The 20,107-nt window shown below is 33.7% G+C and carries 19 protein-coding genes and 1 other annotated feature; all 19 genes read left to right on the top strand.

The genetic code is table 11. From position 1 onward, the window contains the following. Positions 1-2: 2 nt before the first annotated feature. On the top strand, positions 3-2,456 hold the full coding sequence (locus tag GVY01_RS00295; RefSeq protein ID WP_017638463.1) for an ATP-dependent Clp protease ATP-binding subunit: 2,454 nt from the start codon (positions 3-5) through the stop codon (positions 2,454-2,456). Between the two features lie 351 nt (positions 2,457-2,807). Further along, entirely contained in the window at positions 2,808-4,172 is a 1,365-nt protein-coding gene (gene radA / locus GVY01_RS00300; protein WP_017638462.1) for a DNA repair protein RadA, read from the top strand. A gap of 26 nt (positions 4,173-4,198) precedes the next feature. Further along, a complete protein-coding gene (locus GVY01_RS00305; RefSeq protein ID WP_017638461.1) occupies positions 4,199-5,272 on the top strand; it encodes a PIN/TRAM domain-containing protein in 1,074 nt (357 codons plus the stop codon). 284 nt (positions 5,273-5,556) lie between these two features. Next, positions 5,557-7,011: a glutamate--tRNA ligase gene (gene gltX, locus GVY01_RS00310; protein WP_017638460.1), complete on the top strand. Its 1,455-nt coding sequence runs from the start codon at positions 5,557-5,559 to the stop codon at positions 7,009-7,011. Between the two features lie 365 nt (positions 7,012-7,376). Further along, the gene (gene cysE, locus GVY01_RS00315; protein ID WP_176745279.1) at positions 7,377-8,006 is read left to right on the top strand and encodes a serine O-acetyltransferase; all 630 of its coding nucleotides are present in this window, start codon (positions 7,377-7,379) and stop codon (positions 8,004-8,006) included. Then, complete coding sequence (gene cysS / locus GVY01_RS00320) at positions 7,990-9,390, top strand: cysteine--tRNA ligase (RefSeq protein ID WP_017638458.1); 1,401 nt, start codon at positions 7,990-7,992, stop codon at positions 9,388-9,390. Before cysE ends, cysS begins: the two co-directional genes overlap by 17 nt. A 1-nt stretch (position 9,391) precedes the next feature. Then, positions 9,392-9,781, top strand: coding sequence for a Mini-ribonuclease 3 (locus GVY01_RS00325; protein ID WP_026083540.1), 390 nt, complete (start codon positions 9,392-9,394; stop codon positions 9,779-9,781). 4 nt (positions 9,782-9,785) lie between these two features. Then, entirely contained in the window at positions 9,786-10,532 is a 747-nt protein-coding gene (gene rlmB / locus GVY01_RS00330; protein WP_017638456.1) for a 23S rRNA (guanosine(2251)-2'-O)-methyltransferase RlmB, read from the top strand. Further along, a complete protein-coding gene (locus tag GVY01_RS00335; protein ID WP_017638455.1) occupies positions 10,532-11,059 on the top strand; it encodes an NYN domain-containing protein in 528 nt (175 codons plus the stop codon). Before rlmB ends, GVY01_RS00335 begins: the two co-directional genes overlap by 1 nt. A 70-nt stretch (positions 11,060-11,129) precedes the next feature. After that, positions 11,130-11,711, top strand: coding sequence for a sigma-70 family RNA polymerase sigma factor (locus GVY01_RS00340; protein ID WP_108017004.1), 582 nt, complete (start codon positions 11,130-11,132; stop codon positions 11,709-11,711). Between the two features lie 118 nt (positions 11,712-11,829). After that, a complete protein-coding gene (gene rpmG / locus GVY01_RS00345; protein WP_026083498.1) occupies positions 11,830-11,973 on the top strand; it encodes a 50S ribosomal protein L33 in 144 nt (47 codons plus the stop codon). A 53-nt stretch (positions 11,974-12,026) separates the two neighbouring features. Further along, complete coding sequence (gene secE, locus GVY01_RS00350) at positions 12,027-12,209, top strand: preprotein translocase subunit SecE (protein ID WP_017637530.1); 183 nt, start codon at positions 12,027-12,029, stop codon at positions 12,207-12,209. A 10-nt stretch (positions 12,210-12,219) separates the two neighbouring features. After that, a complete protein-coding gene (gene nusG, locus GVY01_RS00355) occupies positions 12,220-12,768 on the top strand; it encodes a transcription termination/antitermination protein NusG (protein WP_002451213.1) in 549 nt (182 codons plus the stop codon). A 181-nt stretch (positions 12,769-12,949) separates the two neighbouring features. Next, positions 12,950-13,372 (top strand): 50S ribosomal protein L11, encoded by a 423-nt coding sequence (rplK, locus tag GVY01_RS00360; RefSeq protein WP_017637531.1) that lies wholly within the window; start codon positions 12,950-12,952, stop codon positions 13,370-13,372. Positions 13,373-13,591: 219 nt separating this feature from the next. After that, positions 13,592-14,287, top strand: coding sequence for a 50S ribosomal protein L1 (gene rplA, locus GVY01_RS00365; RefSeq protein WP_017637532.1), 696 nt, complete (start codon positions 13,592-13,594; stop codon positions 14,285-14,287). 128 nt (positions 14,288-14,415) lie between these two features. Further along, positions 14,416-14,560 (top strand) — a sequence feature (ribosomal protein L10 leader region). 38 nt (positions 14,561-14,598) lie between these two features. Continuing rightward, positions 14,599-15,099: a 50S ribosomal protein L10 gene (gene rplJ, locus GVY01_RS00370; RefSeq protein WP_017637533.1), complete on the top strand. Its 501-nt coding sequence runs from the start codon at positions 14,599-14,601 to the stop codon at positions 15,097-15,099. A gap of 39 nt (positions 15,100-15,138) precedes the next feature. Further along, positions 15,139-15,507 carry a 50S ribosomal protein L7/L12 gene (rplL, locus tag GVY01_RS00375; RefSeq protein ID WP_017637534.1) on the top strand — a complete coding sequence of 123 codons (369 nt, stop codon included), beginning with the start codon at positions 15,139-15,141 and terminating at the stop codon, positions 15,505-15,507. Between the two features lie 157 nt (positions 15,508-15,664). Continuing rightward, positions 15,665-16,273 carry a class I SAM-dependent methyltransferase gene (locus tag GVY01_RS00380; RefSeq protein ID WP_017637535.1) on the top strand — a complete coding sequence of 203 codons (609 nt, stop codon included), beginning with the start codon at positions 15,665-15,667 and terminating at the stop codon, positions 16,271-16,273. A 217-nt stretch (positions 16,274-16,490) separates the two neighbouring features. After that, positions 16,491-20,042 carry a DNA-directed RNA polymerase subunit beta gene (gene rpoB / locus GVY01_RS00385; protein WP_017637536.1) on the top strand — a complete coding sequence of 1,184 codons (3,552 nt, stop codon included), beginning with the start codon at positions 16,491-16,493 and terminating at the stop codon, positions 20,040-20,042. Positions 20,043-20,107: the final 65 nt, after the last annotated feature.

Consider the following 20,107-nt stretch of genomic DNA (forward strand, 5'->3'; position numbering starts at 1 on the left):
ATATGCTATTTGGTAGATTAACAGAACGTGCGCAGCGTGTGTTAGCACATGCACAAGAAGAAGCAATTCGATTGAATCATTCAAATATTGGAACAGAACATCTTTTACTAGGTTTAATGAAAGAACCTGAAGGCATTGCAGCAAAAGTATTAGAAAGTTTTAATATTACAGAGGACAGAGTAGTAGAAGAAGTAGAAAAACTTATTGGACACGGTCAAGAACCAATGGCGACACTTCACTATACGCCTAGAGCTAAAAAAGTTATTGAATTATCAATGGATGAAGCACGAAAATTACATCATAATTTCGTAGGAACAGAACATATACTACTTGGTTTAATTAGAGAAAACGAAGGCGTAGCTGCACGTGTATTTGCAAATCTCGATTTAAATATTACAAAAGCACGTGCTCAAGTCGTTAAAGCTTTAGGTAGTCCAGAAATGAGTAATAAAAATGCTCAAGCAAATAAATCTAATAACACACCAACTTTAGATGGTTTAGCACGTGATTTAACAGTCATTGCTAAAGATGGAACATTAGATCCTGTAGTAGGACGTGATAAAGAAATCACACGTGTTATAGAAGTACTTAGTCGTCGTACTAAAAACAACCCAGTATTAATTGGTGAACCTGGTGTAGGTAAAACAGCGATTGCTGAAGGATTAGCGCAAGCAATTGTAAATAATGAAGTACCAGAAACATTGAAAAACAAACGTGTCATGTCTTTAGATATGGGAACAGTTGTAGCTGGAACTAAATATCGTGGCGAATTCGAAGAACGTTTGAAAAAAGTAATGGAAGAAATTCATCAAGCAGGCAATGTTATTCTATTTATTGATGAATTGCACACATTAGTCGGTGCTGGTGGAGCTGAAGGTGCCATAGATGCTTCTAATATTCTAAAACCTGCTTTAGCTCGTGGAGAATTACAATGCATTGGTGCGACTACTTTAGACGAATATCGCAAAAATATTGAAAAAGACGCAGCATTAGAACGTCGTTTCCAACCTATACAAGTTGATGAACCTTCAGTTGAAGATACTGTTGCAATTTTAAAAGGACTTCGTGACCGTTATGAAGCCCATCATCGTATTAACATTTCAGATGAAGCTTTAGAAGCGGCAGCTAAATTAAGTCATCGTTATGTATCAGATAGATTTTTACCTGATAAAGCAATTGATTTAATTGACGAAGCAAGCTCAAAAGTAAGACTAAAAAGTCATACAACACCTAATAACTTAAAAGAAATTGAACAACAAATTGAAAAAGTTAAAAATGAAAAAGACGCAGCCGTTCACGCTCAAGAATTTGAAAACGCGGCAAATCTTAGAGATAAACAAACTAAATTAGAAAAACAGTTTGAAGAAGTTAAAAATGAATGGAAAAACGCACAAGATGGCGTAAGTACATCATTATCTGAAGAAGATATTGCAGAAGTTATTGCGGGTTGGACAGGTATTCCATTAACAAGAATTAATGAAACTGAATCAGATCGCTTACTTAACTTAGAAGACACATTACATCATCGAGTTATTGGTCAAAAAGATGCTGTGACTTCTATTAGTAAAGCGGTAAGACGTGCAAGAGCAGGATTAAAAGATCCTAAACGTCCAATTGGTAGCTTTATATTCTTAGGTCCTACAGGCGTAGGTAAAACAGAACTAGCTCGTGCTTTAGCTGAATCTATGTTTGGCGAAGATGATGCAATGATTCGTGTTGATATGAGTGAATTTATGGAAAAACACGCTGTCAGTCGTTTAGTTGGTGCCCCTCCTGGCTATGTAGGCCATGATGACGGTGGCCAATTAACTGAAAAAGTTAGACGTAAACCTTATTCAGTTATACTATTCGATGAAATTGAAAAAGCACATCCAGACGTATTTAATATCTTGCTACAAGTATTAGATGATGGTCATTTAACTGATACTAAAGGACGTCAAGTTGACTTCCGTAATACAGTGATTATTATGACTTCAAATGTTGGCGCTCAAGAATTACAAGATCAACGTTTCGCAGGTTTTGGTGGTGCCAATGATGGTCAAGATTATGAATCAATACGTAAAACAATGATGAAAGAACTTAAAAATGCATTCCGTCCAGAATTCTTAAACCGTGTGGATGACATTATTGTTTTCCATAAATTATCTAAAGATGAACTTAAAGAAATCGTAACTATGATGGTTAATAAATTAACACTACGCTTATCAGAACAAAATATAAATATTGAAGTAACTGAAAAAGCTAAAGAAAAAATTGCTGAAGAAGGATATGACCCAGAATATGGTGCAAGACCACTTATCCGCGCAATTCAGAAGACAGTTGAAGATAACCTAAGTGAATTAATATTAGACGGTAATCAATTAGAAGGTAAGAATGTAACTGTTGATCATGATGGTGAAGAATTTAAATATGATATTCAAGATAAAAAAGAAGATAAAGCTTCTACAGAAGCGTAATCAACTTATAGATTGATTATTAATAAAGAGGTAGGGACTAAAATGTCCCTGCCTCTTTATTTAGTAATGTTAAATTAGAATCATTATAAAAAATAAATGAATACTCTATCAAGATGTGCCATAATAATAGACGATGATATCAAAGATTTTTGAAATAATTAGTATGAATTGAAGAGAACGATGAATTGATAACAAGAAGGTGTCGAACAAATAATACAATACAAAAATTGACATAATCATAGTGATTTTGAATTATTTTAAATAATTAATTAAAGTATTAACATTTAATTTGTCATTATGAATTTGTCAGTTTAAAATAGATTTGTTCTTAAATAAAACGGGGGTGCGAATTTGGCCAAGAAAAAAATAATATTTGAATGTATGGCATGTGGCTATCAATCTCCAAAATGGATGGGGAAATGCCCTAACTGTGGTGCATGGAACCAAATGGAAGAAATAGTTGAAAAAGCCGCCAATCCAAAACATGGTGTTAAATCCAAAGAAACTGCAGGAAAAGTACAAACACTGGACAGTATTAAACATGAATCTACACCACGAGTGCTTACAGAATCAAAAGAGTTTAACCGTGTACTTGGTGGAGGCATTGTAAATGGATCGCTTGTCTTAATAGGCGGTGACCCAGGTATTGGGAAGTCAACATTACTTTTACAAATTTGTGCTTCTCTCTCTCAATCTAAAAATGTTTTATACATTACAGGTGAGGAATCAATTAATCAAACAAAACTTCGTGCAGATCGCTTAGAAGAAGACTCAAGCAAGTTACAAGTGTTGGCTGAAACAGATCTAGAAGTAATCTATCAGACAGTTAAAGATATTAATCCAGATTTATTAGTCGTTGACTCAATACAAACAATTTATCACCCAGAAATTAGTTCCGCACCTGGTTCTGTCTCTCAAGTAAGAGAGAGTACACAAAGCTTAATGAATATCGCTAAACAAATGAATATCGCGACATTTATTGTTGGTCATGTTACTAAAGAGGGGCAAATAGCTGGACCTAGATTACTCGAACACATGGTTGATACAGTGCTTTATTTCGAAGGTGATGAACACCATGCCTATAGAATATTAAGAGCCGTTAAAAACCGTTTTGGTTCAACTAATGAGATGGGTATTTTTGAAATGAAACAAAGCGGGTTAAAAGGAGTTATGAATCCTTCCGAAATGTTTTTAGAAGAACGTTCTACTAATGTTCCAGGGTCAACAATAGTATCGACTATGGAAGGAACAAGGCCTTTACTAATTGAAGTTCAGGCTTTAGTAACGCCTACAACATTCAACAACCCACGTCGAATGGCTACAGGCATTGACCACAATCGCTTGAGCTTATTAATGGCAGTGTTAGAGAAAAAAGAAAATTATCTACTACAGCAACAAGATGCATATATTAAAGTAGCTGGAGGAGTGAAATTAACTGAACCAGCAGTTGATCTTAGTATTATAGTTGCTACTGCATCTAGTTTTAAAGATAAAGCAGTAGACGGCTTAGATTGTTTTATTGGCGAAGTTGGTTTGACTGGTGAAGTAAGACGAGTAGCAAGAATTGAACAGCGTGTTCAAGAAGCTGCAAAATTAGGGTTTAAAAGGGTGATTATTCCACAAACTAATATTGGTGGTTGGACATTCCCTGAAGATATTAAAGTTGTCGGTGTATCATCAGTTCATGACGCATTAAAGCATGCATTTAATTCATAAATCATTTAAATGAAAGGAGGTAAAAAATGAATCCATTAAGATTAATTGTAATCGTTATTTATATGGTAGTAGGTGCAACATTAGGCATCATTATAATACCAGAAGTTATAAAAGATTTAGGCTTAGGTAATTATCCTATACTCACTAACTATTATATAGACGGATTAATTGGAATTGTTGTATTTTTTATTGTTTTTGGTTTCTTTATTAAACATATTACATACGCTTTTAAAGAATTAGAACATACAGTAATGAAGAGAAGTGCAGTAGAGATTTTGTTTGCAACTATTGGTTTAATTATCGGACTTTTAATATCCGTTATGATTTCATTTATCTTGGAATTGATTGGTAATTCCATTTTAAATCATTTTATACCAATTATTATTACGATGATTTTATGTTATTTTGGCTTCCAATTTGGTTTGAAAAAGAGAGACGAGATGTTGATGTTCTTACCGGAAAATATTTCACGCTCAATGTCTCAACATTCTTTTAAAGCAGTTCCAAAAATAATTGATACAAGTGCTATTATTGACGGCAGAGTTATCGATATTATGAAATGTGGGTTCATGGACGGAGAAGTACTTATTCCACAAGGTGTAATTAACGAATTACAAATTATAGCGGATGCTAATGATAGTGTAAAGCGTGAAAAAGGACAACGTGGTTTGGATAAGCTCAATCAGATTTATGATTTAGAATATCCAACACGTGTCATTAACCCAACCAAATCACATAGTGATATTGATATGTTATTAATTAAATTAGCAAAACAACATCATGCGCATATTATTACGACGGACTTTAATCTTAATAAAGTATGTCACGTACATGGAATTAGTGCATTGAATGTTAATGATCTTTCAGAGGCAATTAAACCTAATGTACACCAAGGAGATCATTTGAATATTTTATTAACTAAAATGGGTAAAGAGCCGGGTCAGGGTGTCGGCTATCTAGATGATGGAACAATGGTTGTTGTCGATAATGCTAAAAAATTGATTGGACAACACGTGGATTTAGAAGTTATAAGTTTACTACAAACTTCTTCCGGACGTATTGTATTCGCTAAAAATTTAAATGAAACACCAACTGATTAAATGAATTTAATTTAAGCAGGCATTTTCATATAATCTGGAAATATATTACTTGAAAAATAAATGCGAGTAACTTATCAAAGTAGCTGAGAAGTGCTACAATAATTTTTGACACAATTTGTGAGATTAATGATTAATAAATTAGAAGGTAAATGACAAAGTCAATCATTATCAGACTATTGTTTACTGTATAAACATAATCATTCGTTACTTATTCAATAAAAAGTTGAATAAAATTGGTATACACCAATAAAAAATTAATAATTTAAACTACAGGAGTGGATAAAATGAGTGAACGCGTAAGAGTAAGATACGCACCAAGTCCAACAGGTTACTTGCATATTGGTAATGCACGTACTGCTTTATTTAACTATTTATTTGCTAAACATTATGATGGCGATTTTGTAGTACGAATTGAAGATACTGATAAAAAACGTAACTTAGAAGATGGAGAATCTTCACAATTCGATAATTTAAAATGGTTAGGATTAGACTGGGATGAATCAGTAGATAAAGATAAAGGTTATGGACCTTATCGTCAATCTGAACGTGCAGACATCTATAATCCACTTATCAAACAATTATTAGATGAAGATAAAGCTTATAAATGTTATATGACTGAAGAAGAATTAGAAGAAGAACGCGAAGCTCAAATTGCGCGTGGTGAAATGCCAAGATATGGTGGCCAACATGCTCACTTAACTGAAGAACAACGCCAACAATTTGAAGCGGAAGGACGCCAACCATCAATTAGATTCCGTGTACCTAAAGACAAAACGTACGCATTTAACGATATGGTTAAAGGTGAAATTTCATTTGATTCAAATAATATGGGTGACTGGGTAATCGTTAAAAAAGACGGTGTACCAACATATAACTTTGCAGTAGCAATTGATGATCACTTTATGGAAATCACTGATGTTATTCGTGGTGACGATCATGTTTCAAACACACCTAAACAATTAATGATTTATGAAGCATTTGGATGGGAAGCACCAAGATTTGCTCATATGTCACTTATTGTTAATGAAGAGCGTAAAAAATTAAGTAAACGTGATGGCCAAATTTTACAATTTATCGAGCAATATCGTGATTTAGGTTATTTACCAGAAGCTTTATTTAACTTCATTACTTTATTAGGATGGTCACCTGAAGGCGAAGAAGAAATTTATTCTAAAGAAGAATTCATTAAAATCTTTGATGAAAAACGTTTATCTAAATCACCAGCATTCTTTGATAAACAAAAATTAGCTTGGGTAAACAACCAATATATGAAACAAAAAGATACTGAAACAGTATTTGAATTAGCTTTACCACATTTAATCAAAGCTAACTTAATCCCAGAAAATCCATCTGAAGAAGATTTAGATTGGGGACGTAAGCTTGTCGCTTTATATCAAAAAGAAATGAGTTATGCAGGAGAAATCGTACCACTTTCAGAAATGTTCTTTAAAGAAATGCCAGAATTTGGAGAAGAAGAACAAGAAGTGATTAATGGAGAACAAGTTCCTGAATTAATGACTCATTTATATGGTAAATTAGAAGCACTTGAACCATTTGAAGCTACAGAAATTAAAAAAACAATTAAAGAAGTTCAAAAAGAAACTGGTATAAAAGGTAAACAATTATTTATGCCAATTCGTGTAGCTGTAACTGGTCAAATGCATGGTCCTGAATTACCAAATACAATTGAAGTACTTGGTAAAGATAAAGTATTATCTCGTTTGAAACAGTATATTTAAAAAGTGAAATTAAAGTTGAATTAAAATTCACACTTGAAAAATTACAATTTACCACATAATATTAAAAGTAATAAGTGAGTTAATCAAAGGATTAGTAATTAAGTAGTACATGATTCAGAGAGTGTGCGGTTGCTGCGAGCACATCATGGAATTTAATGAATGCACCTTTGATCTATAAAATAAATTCAAATATGGATTAAATGAGAGTAAATCAAATGTTGAGTTAATTGAATTGTGATTTACTAAATGAAGAGTGGAACCGTGCTTTTGCGCCTCTAGCAATTATTGTTAGAGGTGCTTTTTTATTAAATAATTTTAGTTGATAGTCTAATAAGGCTAAGGGGGAGAATGTTTTGTTAAAAAGAATGAGAGACGATATAAAAATGGTATTTGAACAGGATCCAGCAGCACGATCAACTATTGAAGTCGTTACAACTTATGCAGGTCTACATGCGGTATGGAGTCATTTAATTGCACATAAATTATATAATAAACAACGCTATGTAGCTGCAAGAGCAATATCTCAAATCTCAAGGTTTTTTACAGGTATAGAAATACATCCAGGCGCTAAAATAGGAAAACGATTATTTATTGACCATGGCATGGGAGTGGTTATAGGGGAAACATGTACTATTGGTGATAACGTGACAATATATCAAGGTGTTACTTTAGGTGGTACTGGTAAAGAAAAAGGAAAGAGACACCCAGATATTGGTGACAACGTGTTAATTGCAGCCGGCTCAAAAGTGTTAGGTAATATTCAAATTAGCTCTAATGTAAATATAGGTGCTAATTCAGTGGTATTACAATCAGTACCAAGCTACTCAACAGTAGTAGGAATACCGGGTCATATTGTTAAACAAGATGGTAAACGCATTGGTAAAACATTTGATCATCGAAATTTACCAGATCCATTATATGAACAAATTAAACACTTAGAAAGACAACTTGAAAAAACTAGAAACGGGGAGATTCAAGATGATTACATTATATAATACGTTAACGCGTCAAAAAGAGACTTTTGAACCTATAGAACCAGGTAAGGTAAAAATGTATGTTTGTGGGCCTACAGTATACAACTATATTCATATTGGTAATGCAAGACCTGCAATCAACTATGATGTCGTACGTAGATATTTTGAATATAAAGGCTATGAAGTAATATATGTATCAAACTTTACTGATGTGGATGACAAACTAATTAATCGTTCAAAAGAACTTAACGAAAGTGTTCCAGAAATTGCAGATAAATATATAAAAGCATTTTATGAAGATGTTGGTGCGCTTAACGTTAAAAAAGCTACATCAAATCCAAGAGTAATGAATCACATGGATGAAATTATAGATTTCATCAAGAAATTAGTGGATGAAGGCTATGCTTATGAAAGTAACGGAGATGTTTATTTCAGAACACGTCAATTTAAAGATTATGGTAAGTTAAGTCATCAATCGATTGATGACTTAAAAGTAGGTGCTCGTATCGAAACAGGAGACCAAAAAGAAGATGCACTAGACTTTACTTTATGGAAAAAGGCGAAACCTGGCGAAATTAGTTGGGAAAGTCCTTTTGGCGAAGGTCGTCCTGGATGGCATATTGAATGTTCAGTAATGGCATTTCACGAGCTTGGACCAACAATCGATATTCATGCAGGAGGCTCAGATCTACAATTCCCTCACCATGAAAATGAAATTGCACAATCAGAAGCACACAACCATGCACCATTTGCTAATTATTGGATGCATAATGGCTTTATAAATATCGACAATGAAAAAATGAGTAAATCTTTAGGTAACTTTATTTTAGTGCACGATATTATAAAAGAAATTGATCCGGATGTCTTACGTTTCTTCATGATTAGTGTGCATTATCGTAGTCCAATTAACTATAATTTAGAACTTGTAAGTGCAGCTAAAAGTGGTCTAGAACGTATTAGAAATAGTTATCAATTAATTGAAGAAAGAGAAGCAATAGCTACTGATATTGAAAATCAAGAAGAATATATCGACCAAATTAATGATATCTTAGCAAATTTTGAATCAGTGATGGATGATGACTTTAATACAGCTAATGCTGTAACAGCTTGGTATGATTTAGCGAAATTAGCCAATCGATATGTATTAGAAAATGTTACTTCAACTCAAGTTATTCATAGATTTAAAGAAGTTTATCAAATATTTAGTGATGTATTAGGTGTACCATTAAAAGGAAAACAACAAGATGATTTATTAGATGAAGACATTGAAAAATTAATTGAAGAGCGTAATGAAGCTAGAAAAAATAAAGATTTCGCACGTGCTGATGAAATTAGAGACCATTTAAAAGAGAAGAATATTATTTTAGAAGATACTCCTCAAGGTGTTAGATTTAAACGTGGATAATATGAATACGAAATTACTTAATCCTTTAACATTAGCTTATATGGGTGATGCCGTTTTAGATCAGCATGTTCGTGAATATATCGTGCTCAAATTACGCAGTAAACCTAACCGATTACATCAAGTTTCAAAACAATATGTCTCAGCTAAAAGCCAAGCACAAACACTTGAAACGCTTATTGATGAAGGTTGGTTTACTGAAGAAGAACTGGATATATTAAAAAGAGGGCGTAATGCTAAAAGTTATACTAAAGCTAAAAATACAGACATTCAAACTTACCGTAAGAGTTCAGCTATAGAAGCGGTACTTGGTTATTTGTATTTAGAACATAATGAAGAACGATTGAAAGAATTGCTAAATAAAATAATAGAAATAGTTAATGAGAGGTCGTGAGTAAGTGGAAGATATAGTCATTGTTGGTAGACATGCAGTAAAAGAAGCTATTACTTCAGGTCATTCAATAAATAAGATTTTGATACAAGATGGTATAAAAAAACAACAAATCAACGATATTTTAAAAAATGCAAAAGATCAAAAAATCATAGTACAAACAGTGCCAAAATCTAAATTAGATTTTTTATCTACTGCACCCCATCAGGGAGTAGCTGCACTTATTGCACCATATGAATATGCTGATTTCGATCAATTTTTAAAACAACAAAAAGAAAAAGAAGGATTATCTACAGTTATGATATTAGACGGTTTAGAAGACCCTCATAACTTAGGTTCAATTTTAAGAACAGCTGATGCGTCTGGTGTTGATGGCGTCATAATTCCTAAACGACGTTCTGTTTCTTTAACTCAAACCGTTGCTAAGGCTTCTACAGGTGCCATACAGCATGTGCCTGTCATCAGAGTAACAAACTTAGCCAAAACAATTGATGAACTAAAAGATAATGGCTTTTGGGTTGCTGGTACAGAGGCAAATAATGCAACAGACTATAGAGAGTTAGAAGCCGATATGTCTCTAGCAATTGTAATAGGAAGTGAAGGACAAGGCATGAGTCGCTTAGTAAGTGATAAATGTGATTTCTATATTAAAATTCCTATGGTTGGTCATGTAAATAGTTTAAATGCATCAGTTGCTGCAAGTTTAATGATGTACGAGGTATTCCGTAAAAGACATTCGAACGGAGACGAATAATGAAGGAACGTTATTTAATTATTGACGGTTACAATATGATTGGCCAATCAACGACACTGAGTAAAATTGCTAAAGATAACCTTGAAGAAGCAAGAGAACAATTGATTGACGCTATTGCAAACTATAATGCTGTAATCGCCGACGAGATTGTTTGCGTATTCGATGCTTATGAACAATCTGGCATCGAAAGAGAGTATATGTATCACGGAGTTAGAACAGTATTTACTAAGGAAAAAGAAACGGCCGATAGCTTTATTGAGCGCTATGTTTATGAATTGTATAACAAACACACAACGCATATAACAGTTGTGACGAGTGATATGAGCGAACAACATGCTATTTTTGGTTCTGGTGCATATCGAATTTCCTCTAGAGAAATGTGGAGAGAATTAAAAGAAAATCAAATTACTGTTAGTAAATCGTTAGAAGACATCACAGAAAAGAAACCAAGAACTCGAATTCCGTTGTCTAAAGATATACTTGCAGAATTTGAAAAAATAAGAAGGGGTAACCATAAAAAAGATTAATTTCTGCAATATTGCTATTTAAAATAGATATCTTATAAAATAGTCTTAAATTTTTGGAAAGGCTATTTATATGACACAAGAAAAAGGACAACTAGAACAACAACAAATATCGCCAGATTTGCAAAGATTAGAAATGGATTTAAAAAAGGTTATCCACCGATTCAACCCATTAATTATCAAAAGGATTAATTCAATTTCTCAAAATCAATTTGAAAAAGATGATTTATATCAAGAAATCTTGATTAAAATATACAAAGCACTCAAACGGTATAATTACCAATGTGATGAATTATTTGTAAAATACGTATCATGTTTAATTAAATCTGTGAAATGTGATTATTATAGAAAATGTTTCTCTGATCAAAAGCAATTTAAAAATTTGGTTAATGAATATGTCATAGATTATCAAATTAATATACTTAATCGAGACGAGATAGAGGTCAATTTACAGAGAAAAGAAATAATAGAAGCAATCAATGTGATAAAACAATATTTGACACTTCAAGAACAAAAGGTATTTGATTTATATACTAAAGGTTATAAGCCTAAGGAAATCGCTAACCTATTATCTATTAAAGACAAAGTAGTTTACAATGCGATACAACGTTGTAAAATGAAAATAAGACATCATTTAGAATATAAGTTTAAATAGTGATAATAATATGAATGCAAGAAACGATATAACCTTAATATGACGTATACTAGTTTGACATTCATATTTAGATTTATGTATAGTAGACTGGTATATTAATGAGTAAAGGTGAATGAATGTGAAAAAAGTACCCTTGAATTGTGAAGAGTGTGGCAATAGAAATTATAATGTACCCAAAAAAGAAGGCTCTGCTGAAAGATTGACCCTTAAGAAATACTGTTCAAGATGCAATGCTCATACAGTACATAAAGAATCAAAATAAACAATACGCAGAATGTGATAAAGATATTGTTAAAAGATTTGGAGGTTTTATTAGTGGCTAAAAAAGATAGCTTTTTTCAAGGTGTAAAATCTGAAATGGAAAAGACAAGTTGGCCAACTAAAGAGGAATTATTTAAATACACTGTTATAGTTGTTTCGACAGTAATATTCTTCTTAGTCTTTTTCTATGCCTTAGATTTAGGAATTACAGCGTTGAAAAATTTATTATTAGGTTAGGAGTGGCGACATGTCTGAAGAAGTAGGCGCAAAGCGTTGGTATGCAGTGCATACATACTCAGGATATGAAAACAAAGTTAAAAAGAATCTTGAAAAAAGAGTAGAATCAATGAATATGACAGAACAAATCTTTAGAGTTGTCATACCTGAAGAAGAAGAAACACAAGTTAAAGATGGAAAAGCTAAAAAACTTGTGAAAAAAACATTCCCTGGATATGTACTAGTAGAATTAGTAATGACAGATGAATCATGGTATGTAGTAAGAAATACACCAGGTGTAACTGGATTTGTCGGTTCAGCTGGAGCTGGATCAAAACCTAACCCATTATTACCAGAAGAAGTTCGCTTTATTCTTAAACAAATGGGATTAAAGGAAAAAACAATCGATGTCGAATTAGATGTTGGCGAACAAGTACGCATTAAATCTGGGCCATTCGCAAACCAAGTCGGCGAAGTTCAAGAAATTGAAGCGGAAAAATTTAAATTAACAGTGTTAGTTGATATGTTCGGAAGAGAAACACCGGTAGAAGTTGAATTCGATCAAATCGAAAAATTATAGTAAACAAAATTAACATATATAATATATGAAAGTTGAAATTTTACTATTGCTTTCTGAAGTGAAACAGTGTTAAAATAATGTGGTCGCGCTTTTAGAGCGTTCATTTCGTCACGAAATGTTAAGAGTGGGAGGGCAAAACTGAGCCCTGTGACCACATCACGATATCAAGGAGGTGCACATCGTGGCTAAAAAAGTAGAAAAAGTAGTTAAATTACAAATTCCTGCAGGTAAAGCAAACCCAGCACCACCAGTTGGTCCAGCATTAGGTCAAGCAGGTGTGAATATTATGGGATTCTGTAAAGAGTTCAATGCACGTACTCAAGAGCAAGCAGGTTTAATCATTCCGGTAGAAATCAGTGTATATGAAGACCGTTCATTTACATTCATTACAAAAACTCCACCGGCTCCAGTACTACTTAAAAAAGCAGCTGGCGTTGAAAAAGGTTCAGGCGAACCTAACAAAAACAAAGTTGCTTCAGTAACTAAAGATCAAGTACGTCAAATTGCTAATGAAAAAATGCAAGATTTAAATGCTGCAGACGAAGAAGCAGCTATGCGTATTATCGAAGGTACTGCTCGTAGTATGGGTATCACTGTAGAATAATAAACAATCAAATCTAATTTGAAATGAACTGATTCAAACGATAAAAGCAGGTAACAGAATAGGTATAAACAATCCATTTTGTCTATGACATCTTAGCACTCAGTAGCTTGAAAAGGCTGATTCGATTAAGAAACTATCTGTTATCTGCTCTTAACTTGTGGTAGACACAAGTAAATGTGGGAGGAAATTCCGCTAAAACCACTAAAGGAGGAACAATAAATGGCTAAAAAAGGTAAAAAGTATCAAGAAGCAGCTAATAAAGTTGACCGTACACAACACTATAGTGTTGAAGAAGCAGTTAAATTAGCTAAAGAAACAAGCATTGCTAACTTTGACGCATCAGTTGAAGTTGCATTCCGTTTAGGAATTGATACACGTAAAAATGACCAACAAATCCGTGGTGCAGTAGTGCTACCAAACGGAACTGGTAAATCACAACGTGTATTAGTATTCGCAAAAGGTGATAAAATCACTGAAGCTGAAGAAGCAGGCGCAGATTACGTAGGTGAATCTGATTACGTACAAAAAATCCAACAAGGTTGGTTCGACTTTGACGTAGTTGTTGCTACTCCAGACATGATGGGCGAAGTTGGTAAACTTGGTCGTGTATTAGGACCTAAAGGTTTAATGCCAAACCCTAAAACTGGTACTGTAACAATGGATGTTAAAAAAGCAGTTGAAGAAATCAAAGCTGGTAAAGTTGAATACCGTGCTGAAAAAGCTGGTATCGTACATGCTTCTATCGGTAAAGTTTCATTTAGCGATGAAAAATTAGTTGAAAACTTCAAAGCTTTACAAGATGTATTAGCAAAAGCTAAACCATCATCTTCTAAAGGTACTTACTTCAAATCTGTTGCTGTAACTACAACAATGGGTCCTGGAGTTAAAGTTGATACTTCTTCATTCAAATTATAATTAATAAATATAACCTAGGGCTGTTAAAGTCCTAGGTTTAATTTTTAAAAACGAAGAAACTCTAAGCATTAAAATGCTAAGAGTTTCTAAAAAACATATTGACATATTACAATTAAGCAGTTATATTAAATATTGTGATTATTTTACCTAAGACAGTAGGAGTTATTTGATAACTTAAAACATAATCCTACCGAGGCTAAAATTGACTTGAACGTGACTATTAACTTTCAAGCACTTTTTGCCGTGGGTAGAAAGTGCTTTTTTTATTAAACTTAAAAAAAGCACCGAAAAAATTAAATGGAGGTGTCTGAATGTCTGCTATCATTGAAGCTAAAAAACAATTAGTTGATACAATTGCTGATCAACTTAAAAACTCAGTTTCAACAGTGATCGTTGACTACCGTGGTTTAACAGTAGCTGAAGTTACTGAATTACGTAAACAATTACGTGAAGCTGGTGTTGAGTATAAAGTATACAAAAACACAATGGTACGTCGTGCTGCTGAAAAAGCTGGTATCGAAGGCTTAGATGAATTCTTAACAGGTCCTACAGCTATCGCAACTTCAACTGAAGATGTAGTAGCTCCAGCAAAAGTTATTGCAGGATTTGCAAAAGAACATGAAGCGTTAGAAGTTAAAACAGGCGTTATGGAAGGAAATGTTATTTCAGCAGAAGAAGTTAAAACTGTTGGTTCATTACCTTCACACGATGGTCTTGTATCTATGCTTTTATCTGTATTACAAGCTCCAGTACGCAACTTCGCTTATGCGGTTAAAGCTGTTGGAGAACAAAAAGAAGAAAGCGCTGAATAATTGCGCATAAAAAATTAAAAATAACGGAGGAATTATAAAATGGCTAATCAAGAACAAATCATTGAAGCAATTAAAGAAATGTCAGTTTTAGAATTAAACGATTTAGTAAAAGCAATTGAAGAAGAATTTGGTGTAACTGCAGCAGCTCCAGTAGCAGCAGCAGGTGCAGCTGGTGGCGGCGACGCAGCAGCTGAAAAAACTGAATTTGATGTTGAATTAACTTCAGCTGGATCTTCAAAAATCAAAGTTGTTAAAGCAGTTAAAGAAGCAACTGGCTTAGGATTAAAAGACGCTAAAGAATTAGTTGACGGAGCTCCTAAAGTAATCAAAGAAGCTTTACCTAAAGAAGAAGCTGAAAAACTTAAAGAACAATTAGAAGAAGTTGGAGCAACTGTAGAATTAAAATAATTCTAGTTTCCTAACTAAATAATATAGTTACAAATTATATTTGTGACTACATTCTTTGAGAAGTTAAAAACCCCGTTATTGCGATAACGGGGTTTTTAATTCATTTATAATAATTTTTTCAATTAATGTTATACAAAAGACTAATAGAGGTGAAGACATGAGTCATTACTATGATGAAAATCCGGATGTAAAAAGTGATGAAAAACATATCACTTATGAGTGTTATCAACAATCAATAGATTTAATTACAGATAATGGAGTTTTTTCTAGAGATAGAGTTGATTATGGATCTGACTTATTAATTCAAACATTCATAAATAACAATCCACCTGGTCCAAGTAAAACAATTGCTGATGTTGGTTGTGGATATGGTCCAATTGGATTAATGATTGCTAAGGTATCTCCACATCATCATATTACTATGTTAGATGTGAATAGAAGAGCCTTAGAATTAGCTAAAAAGAATAAAAAAAGAAATCACATTGAAAATGCGGATATTTTAGAGAGTGATGGGATGACTCAAGTTGAAGATAACCAATTTGATTTTGTATTAACTAATCCGCCAATCAGAGCGGGCAAAGATGTCGTTCATCGTATTTTTGAAGAAGCTTACCAAAAACTTAAAGTAAGTGGCGAGTTATTTGTCGTCATCCAAAAAAAGCAAGGTATGCCTTCCGCTAAAAAGAAAATGGATGAATTATTTAACAATGTGGAAGTTGTAAATAAAAGTAAAGGGTACTATATATTAAAAAGTTCAAAAGCTTGATTTAAGAGTAGTATTCTGATATAGTTATAAAATGTAAAAATTTATGTTCAATAAGTGTGTACTTTTATGTAAAACAAATAAGTTAAACAAGATAAATAAAGAATAGAAAATGGTGTCATCTGAAGTGTTGCCGTTTTCTTTTTGTCTTTAAATCTTGAGTCTCTCTTTTGTTTTATGAGTAAAAGCAAACCACACAATTTTTGAGGGGTGAATCTGTTTGGCAGGTCAAGTTGTCCAATATGGAAGACATCGTAAACGTAGAAACTACGCGAGAATTTCAGAAGTATTAGAATTACCGAACTTAATAGAAATTCAAACAAAATCTTACGATTGGTTCCTTAAAGAAGGTTTATTAGAAATGTTTAGAGACATTTCTCCGATTGAAGATTTCACAGGTAACCTATCTTTAGAATTTGTAGATTATAGATTAGGTGAACCGAAATACGACTTAGAAGAATCAAAAAACCGTGACGCTACTTATGCTGCACCTCTTCGTGTAAAAGTACGTCTTATTATTAAAGAAACTGGCGAAGTAAAAGAGCAAGAAGTATTCATGGGTGATTTCCCACTAATGACAGATACAGGTACATTTGTTATCAATGGTGCAGAACGTGTTATCGTATCACAATTAGTACGTTCACCATCCGTTTATTTCAATGAAAAACTTGATAAAAACGGCCGTGTAAACTATGATGCAACAATTATTCCTAACCGTGGTGCATGGTTAGAATATGAAACTGATGCAAAAGACGTTGTTTATGTACGTATTGATAGAACACGTAAATTACCATTAACTGTATTACTAAGAGCATTAGGTTTCTCAAGTGATCAAGAAATTGTAGATTTACTAGGTGATAGTGAATACTTACGTAATACATTAGAAAAAGATGGTACTGAAAACACAGAACAAGCATTATTAGAAATTTATGAGCGTTTACGTCCTGGCGAACCACCAACAGTAGAAAATGCTAAAAGCTTATTATATTCACGTTTCTTCGATCCAAAACGTTATGACTTAGCAAGCGTTGGTCGTTACAAAGCAAACAAAAAACTACACTTAAAACACCGTTTATTCAACCAAAAATTAGCAGAACCAATTGTTAATAGTGAAACAGGTGAAATTGTAGTTGAAGAAGGAACAGTTCTTGATCGTCGTAAATTAGACGAAATTATGGACGTTTTAGAATCAAATGCTAATAGTGAAGTATTTGAATTAGAAGGAACAGTTATTGATGAACCAGTTGAAATTCAATCAATCAAAGTATATGTTCCTAATGATGAAGAAGGACGCACAACAACTGTTATTGGTAATGCATTACCAGATTCAGAAGTTAAATGTATTACTCCAGCAGATATCATTTCTTCAATGAGTTATTTCTTTAACTTATTAAGTGGTATCGGTTATACAGATGATATTGACCATTTAGGTAATCGTCGTTTACGTTCAGTAGGCGAATTATTACAAAACCAATTCCGTATTGGTTTATCAAGAATGGAACGTGTAGTTCGAGAAAGAATGTCTATTCAAGATACGGATTCAATTACACCACAACAATTAATCAATATCCGTCCTGTTATTGCATCTATTAAAGAATTCTTTGGTAGTTCACAATTATCACAATTCATGGACCAAGCTAACCCATTAGCAGAATTAACACATAAACGTCGTCTTTCTGCTTTAGGACCTGGTGGTTTAACACGTGAACGTGCACAAATGGAAGTTCGTGACGTACACTATTCTCACTATGGTCGTATGTGTCCAATTGAAACACCAGAGGGTCCAAACATTGGATTAATCAACTCTTTATCTAGTTACGCACGTGTGAATGAATTTGGTTTCATTGAAACACCATATCGTAAAGTAGATTTAGATACGAATGCAATTACTGATCAAATTGACTATTTAACTGCTGATGAAGAAGATAGTTATGTTGTTGCCCAAGCGAACTCTCGATTAGATGAAAATGGCCGTTTCTTAGACGATGAAGTTGTTTGTCGTTTCCGTGGTAATAACACAGTTATGGCTAAAGAAAAAATGGATTACATGGATGTTTCACCTAAACAGGTTGTATCAGCAGCTACAGCATGTATCCCATTCTTAGAAAACGATGACTCTAATCGTGCGTTAATGGGTGCAAACATGCAACGTCAAGCAGTACCATTGATGAACCCTGAAGCTCCATTTGTTGGTACTGGTATGGAACATGTTGCTGCACGTGACTCAGGTGCTGCTATTACAGCAAACCATAGAGGTAGAGTTGAACATGTTGAATCTAATGAAATCTTAGTACGTCGTCTAGTTGAACAAAATGGACAAGAGCACGAAGGTGAATTAGATCGTTATCCATTAGCGAAATTCAAACGTTCTAACTCTGGTACTTGTTATAACCAACGCCCAATTGTTGCTGCTGGTGACATCGTTGAATATAACGAAATACTAGCTGATGGTCCTTCAATGGAATTAGGCGAAATGGCATTAGGCCGTAACGTTGTTGTTGGATTCATGACTTGGGACGGTTATAACTACGAGGATGCTGTAATCATGAGTGAACGTTTAGTTAAAGACGATGTTTACACTTCAATTCATATTGAAGAGTATGAATCAGAAGCTCGTGATACTAAATTAGGACCTGAAGAGATTACACGTGATATTCCTAATGTTTCTGAAAGTGCACTTAAAAACTTAGACGAACGTGGTATCGTTTATGTTGGTGCTGAAGTTAATGATGGAGACATCTTAGTAGGTAAAGTAACACCAAAAGGAGTTACAGAACTTACAGCAGAAGAAAGATTATTACATGCAATCTTTGGTGAAAAAGCACGTGAAGTTCGTGATACATCATTACGTGTGCCACATGGTGCTGGCGGTATCGTTCTAGATGTTAAAGTATTCAATCGTGAAGAAGGCGATGATACATTATCTCCAGGTGTTAACCAATTAGTACGTGTTTATATCGTTCAAAAACGTAAAATTCACGTCGGAGATAAAATGTGTGGTCGACATGGTAACAAAGGTGTCATTTCTAAAATTGTTCCTGAAGAAGATATGCCATATTTACCAGATGGAACTCCAATTGACATCATGTTAAACCCATTAGGTGTACCATCACGTATGAATATCGGACAAGTACTTGAGCTACATTTAGGTATGGCTGCTAAAAACTTAGGTATCCATGTTGCATCTCCAGTATTCGATGGTGCCAACGATGATGACGTTTGGTCAACTATCGAAGAAGCAGGTATGGCTCGTGACGGTAAAACTGTATTATATGATGGTCGTACTGGTGAACCATTCGATAATCGTATTTCAGTTGGTGTTATGTACATGCTTAAACTTGCACACATGGTTGACGATAAATTACATGCGCGTTCAACTGGTCCATACTCATTAGTTACGCAACAACCATTAGGTGGTAAAGCGCAATTCGGTGGACAACGTTTTGGTGAAATGGAGGTATGGGCACTTGAAGCATATGGTGCTGCATACACATTACAAGAAATCTTGACTTATAAATCAGACGATACTGTAGGTCGTGTTAAAACATACGAAGCTATAGTAAAAGGCGAAAATATCTCTAGACCAAGTGTTCCTGAATCATTCCGTGTATTGATGAAAGAATTACAAAGTTTAGGATTAGACGTCAAAGTGATGGATGAGCAAGATAACGAAATCGAAATGGCTGACAACGAAGATGAAGATGTAACTGAACGCAAAGTAGATTTACAACAAAAAGATGCGCCAGAATCACAAAAAGAAACTACTGATTAATATGCACATAGATAACTAGAATATAGGTTGGGGCGACATCAGTGTCGCTCAAACCTTTCTCAAAT

Origin of the sequence: Staphylococcus sp. 8AQ, from assembly GCF_902506595.1 — a bacterium.
Taxonomy (GTDB): domain Bacteria; phylum Bacillota; class Bacilli; order Staphylococcales; family Staphylococcaceae; genus Staphylococcus; species Staphylococcus pasteuri.

Coding starts and splice junctions, on each gene's coding strand:
- GVY01_RS00295 (WP_017638463.1), top strand. CDS start 3: ATGCTATTTGGTAGATTAACAGAACGTGCGCAGCGTGTGTTAGCACAT.
- GVY01_RS00305 (WP_017638461.1), top strand. CDS start 4,199: ATGAATCCATTAAGATTAATTGTAATCGTTATTTATATGGTAGTAGGT.
- gltX (WP_017638460.1), top strand. CDS start 5,557: ATGAGTGAACGCGTAAGAGTAAGATACGCACCAAGTCCAACAGGTTAC.
- cysE (WP_176745279.1), top strand. CDS start 7,377: ATGAGAGACGATATAAAAATGGTATTTGAACAGGATCCAGCAGCACGA.
- cysS (WP_017638458.1), top strand. CDS start 7,990: ATGATTACATTATATAATACGTTAACGCGTCAAAAAGAGACTTTTGAA.
- GVY01_RS00325 (WP_026083540.1), top strand. CDS start 9,392: ATGAATACGAAATTACTTAATCCTTTAACATTAGCTTATATGGGTGAT.
- GVY01_RS00335 (WP_017638455.1), top strand. CDS start 10,532: ATGAAGGAACGTTATTTAATTATTGACGGTTACAATATGATTGGCCAA.
- GVY01_RS00340 (WP_108017004.1), top strand. CDS start 11,130: ATGACACAAGAAAAAGGACAACTAGAACAACAACAAATATCGCCAGAT.
- nusG (WP_002451213.1), top strand. CDS start 12,220: ATGTCTGAAGAAGTAGGCGCAAAGCGTTGGTATGCAGTGCATACATAC.
- rplA (WP_017637532.1), top strand. CDS start 13,592: ATGGCTAAAAAAGGTAAAAAGTATCAAGAAGCAGCTAATAAAGTTGAC.
- rplJ (WP_017637533.1), top strand. CDS start 14,599: ATGTCTGCTATCATTGAAGCTAAAAAACAATTAGTTGATACAATTGCT.
- rplL (WP_017637534.1), top strand. CDS start 15,139: ATGGCTAATCAAGAACAAATCATTGAAGCAATTAAAGAAATGTCAGTT.
- GVY01_RS00380 (WP_017637535.1), top strand. CDS start 15,665: ATGAGTCATTACTATGATGAAAATCCGGATGTAAAAAGTGATGAAAAA.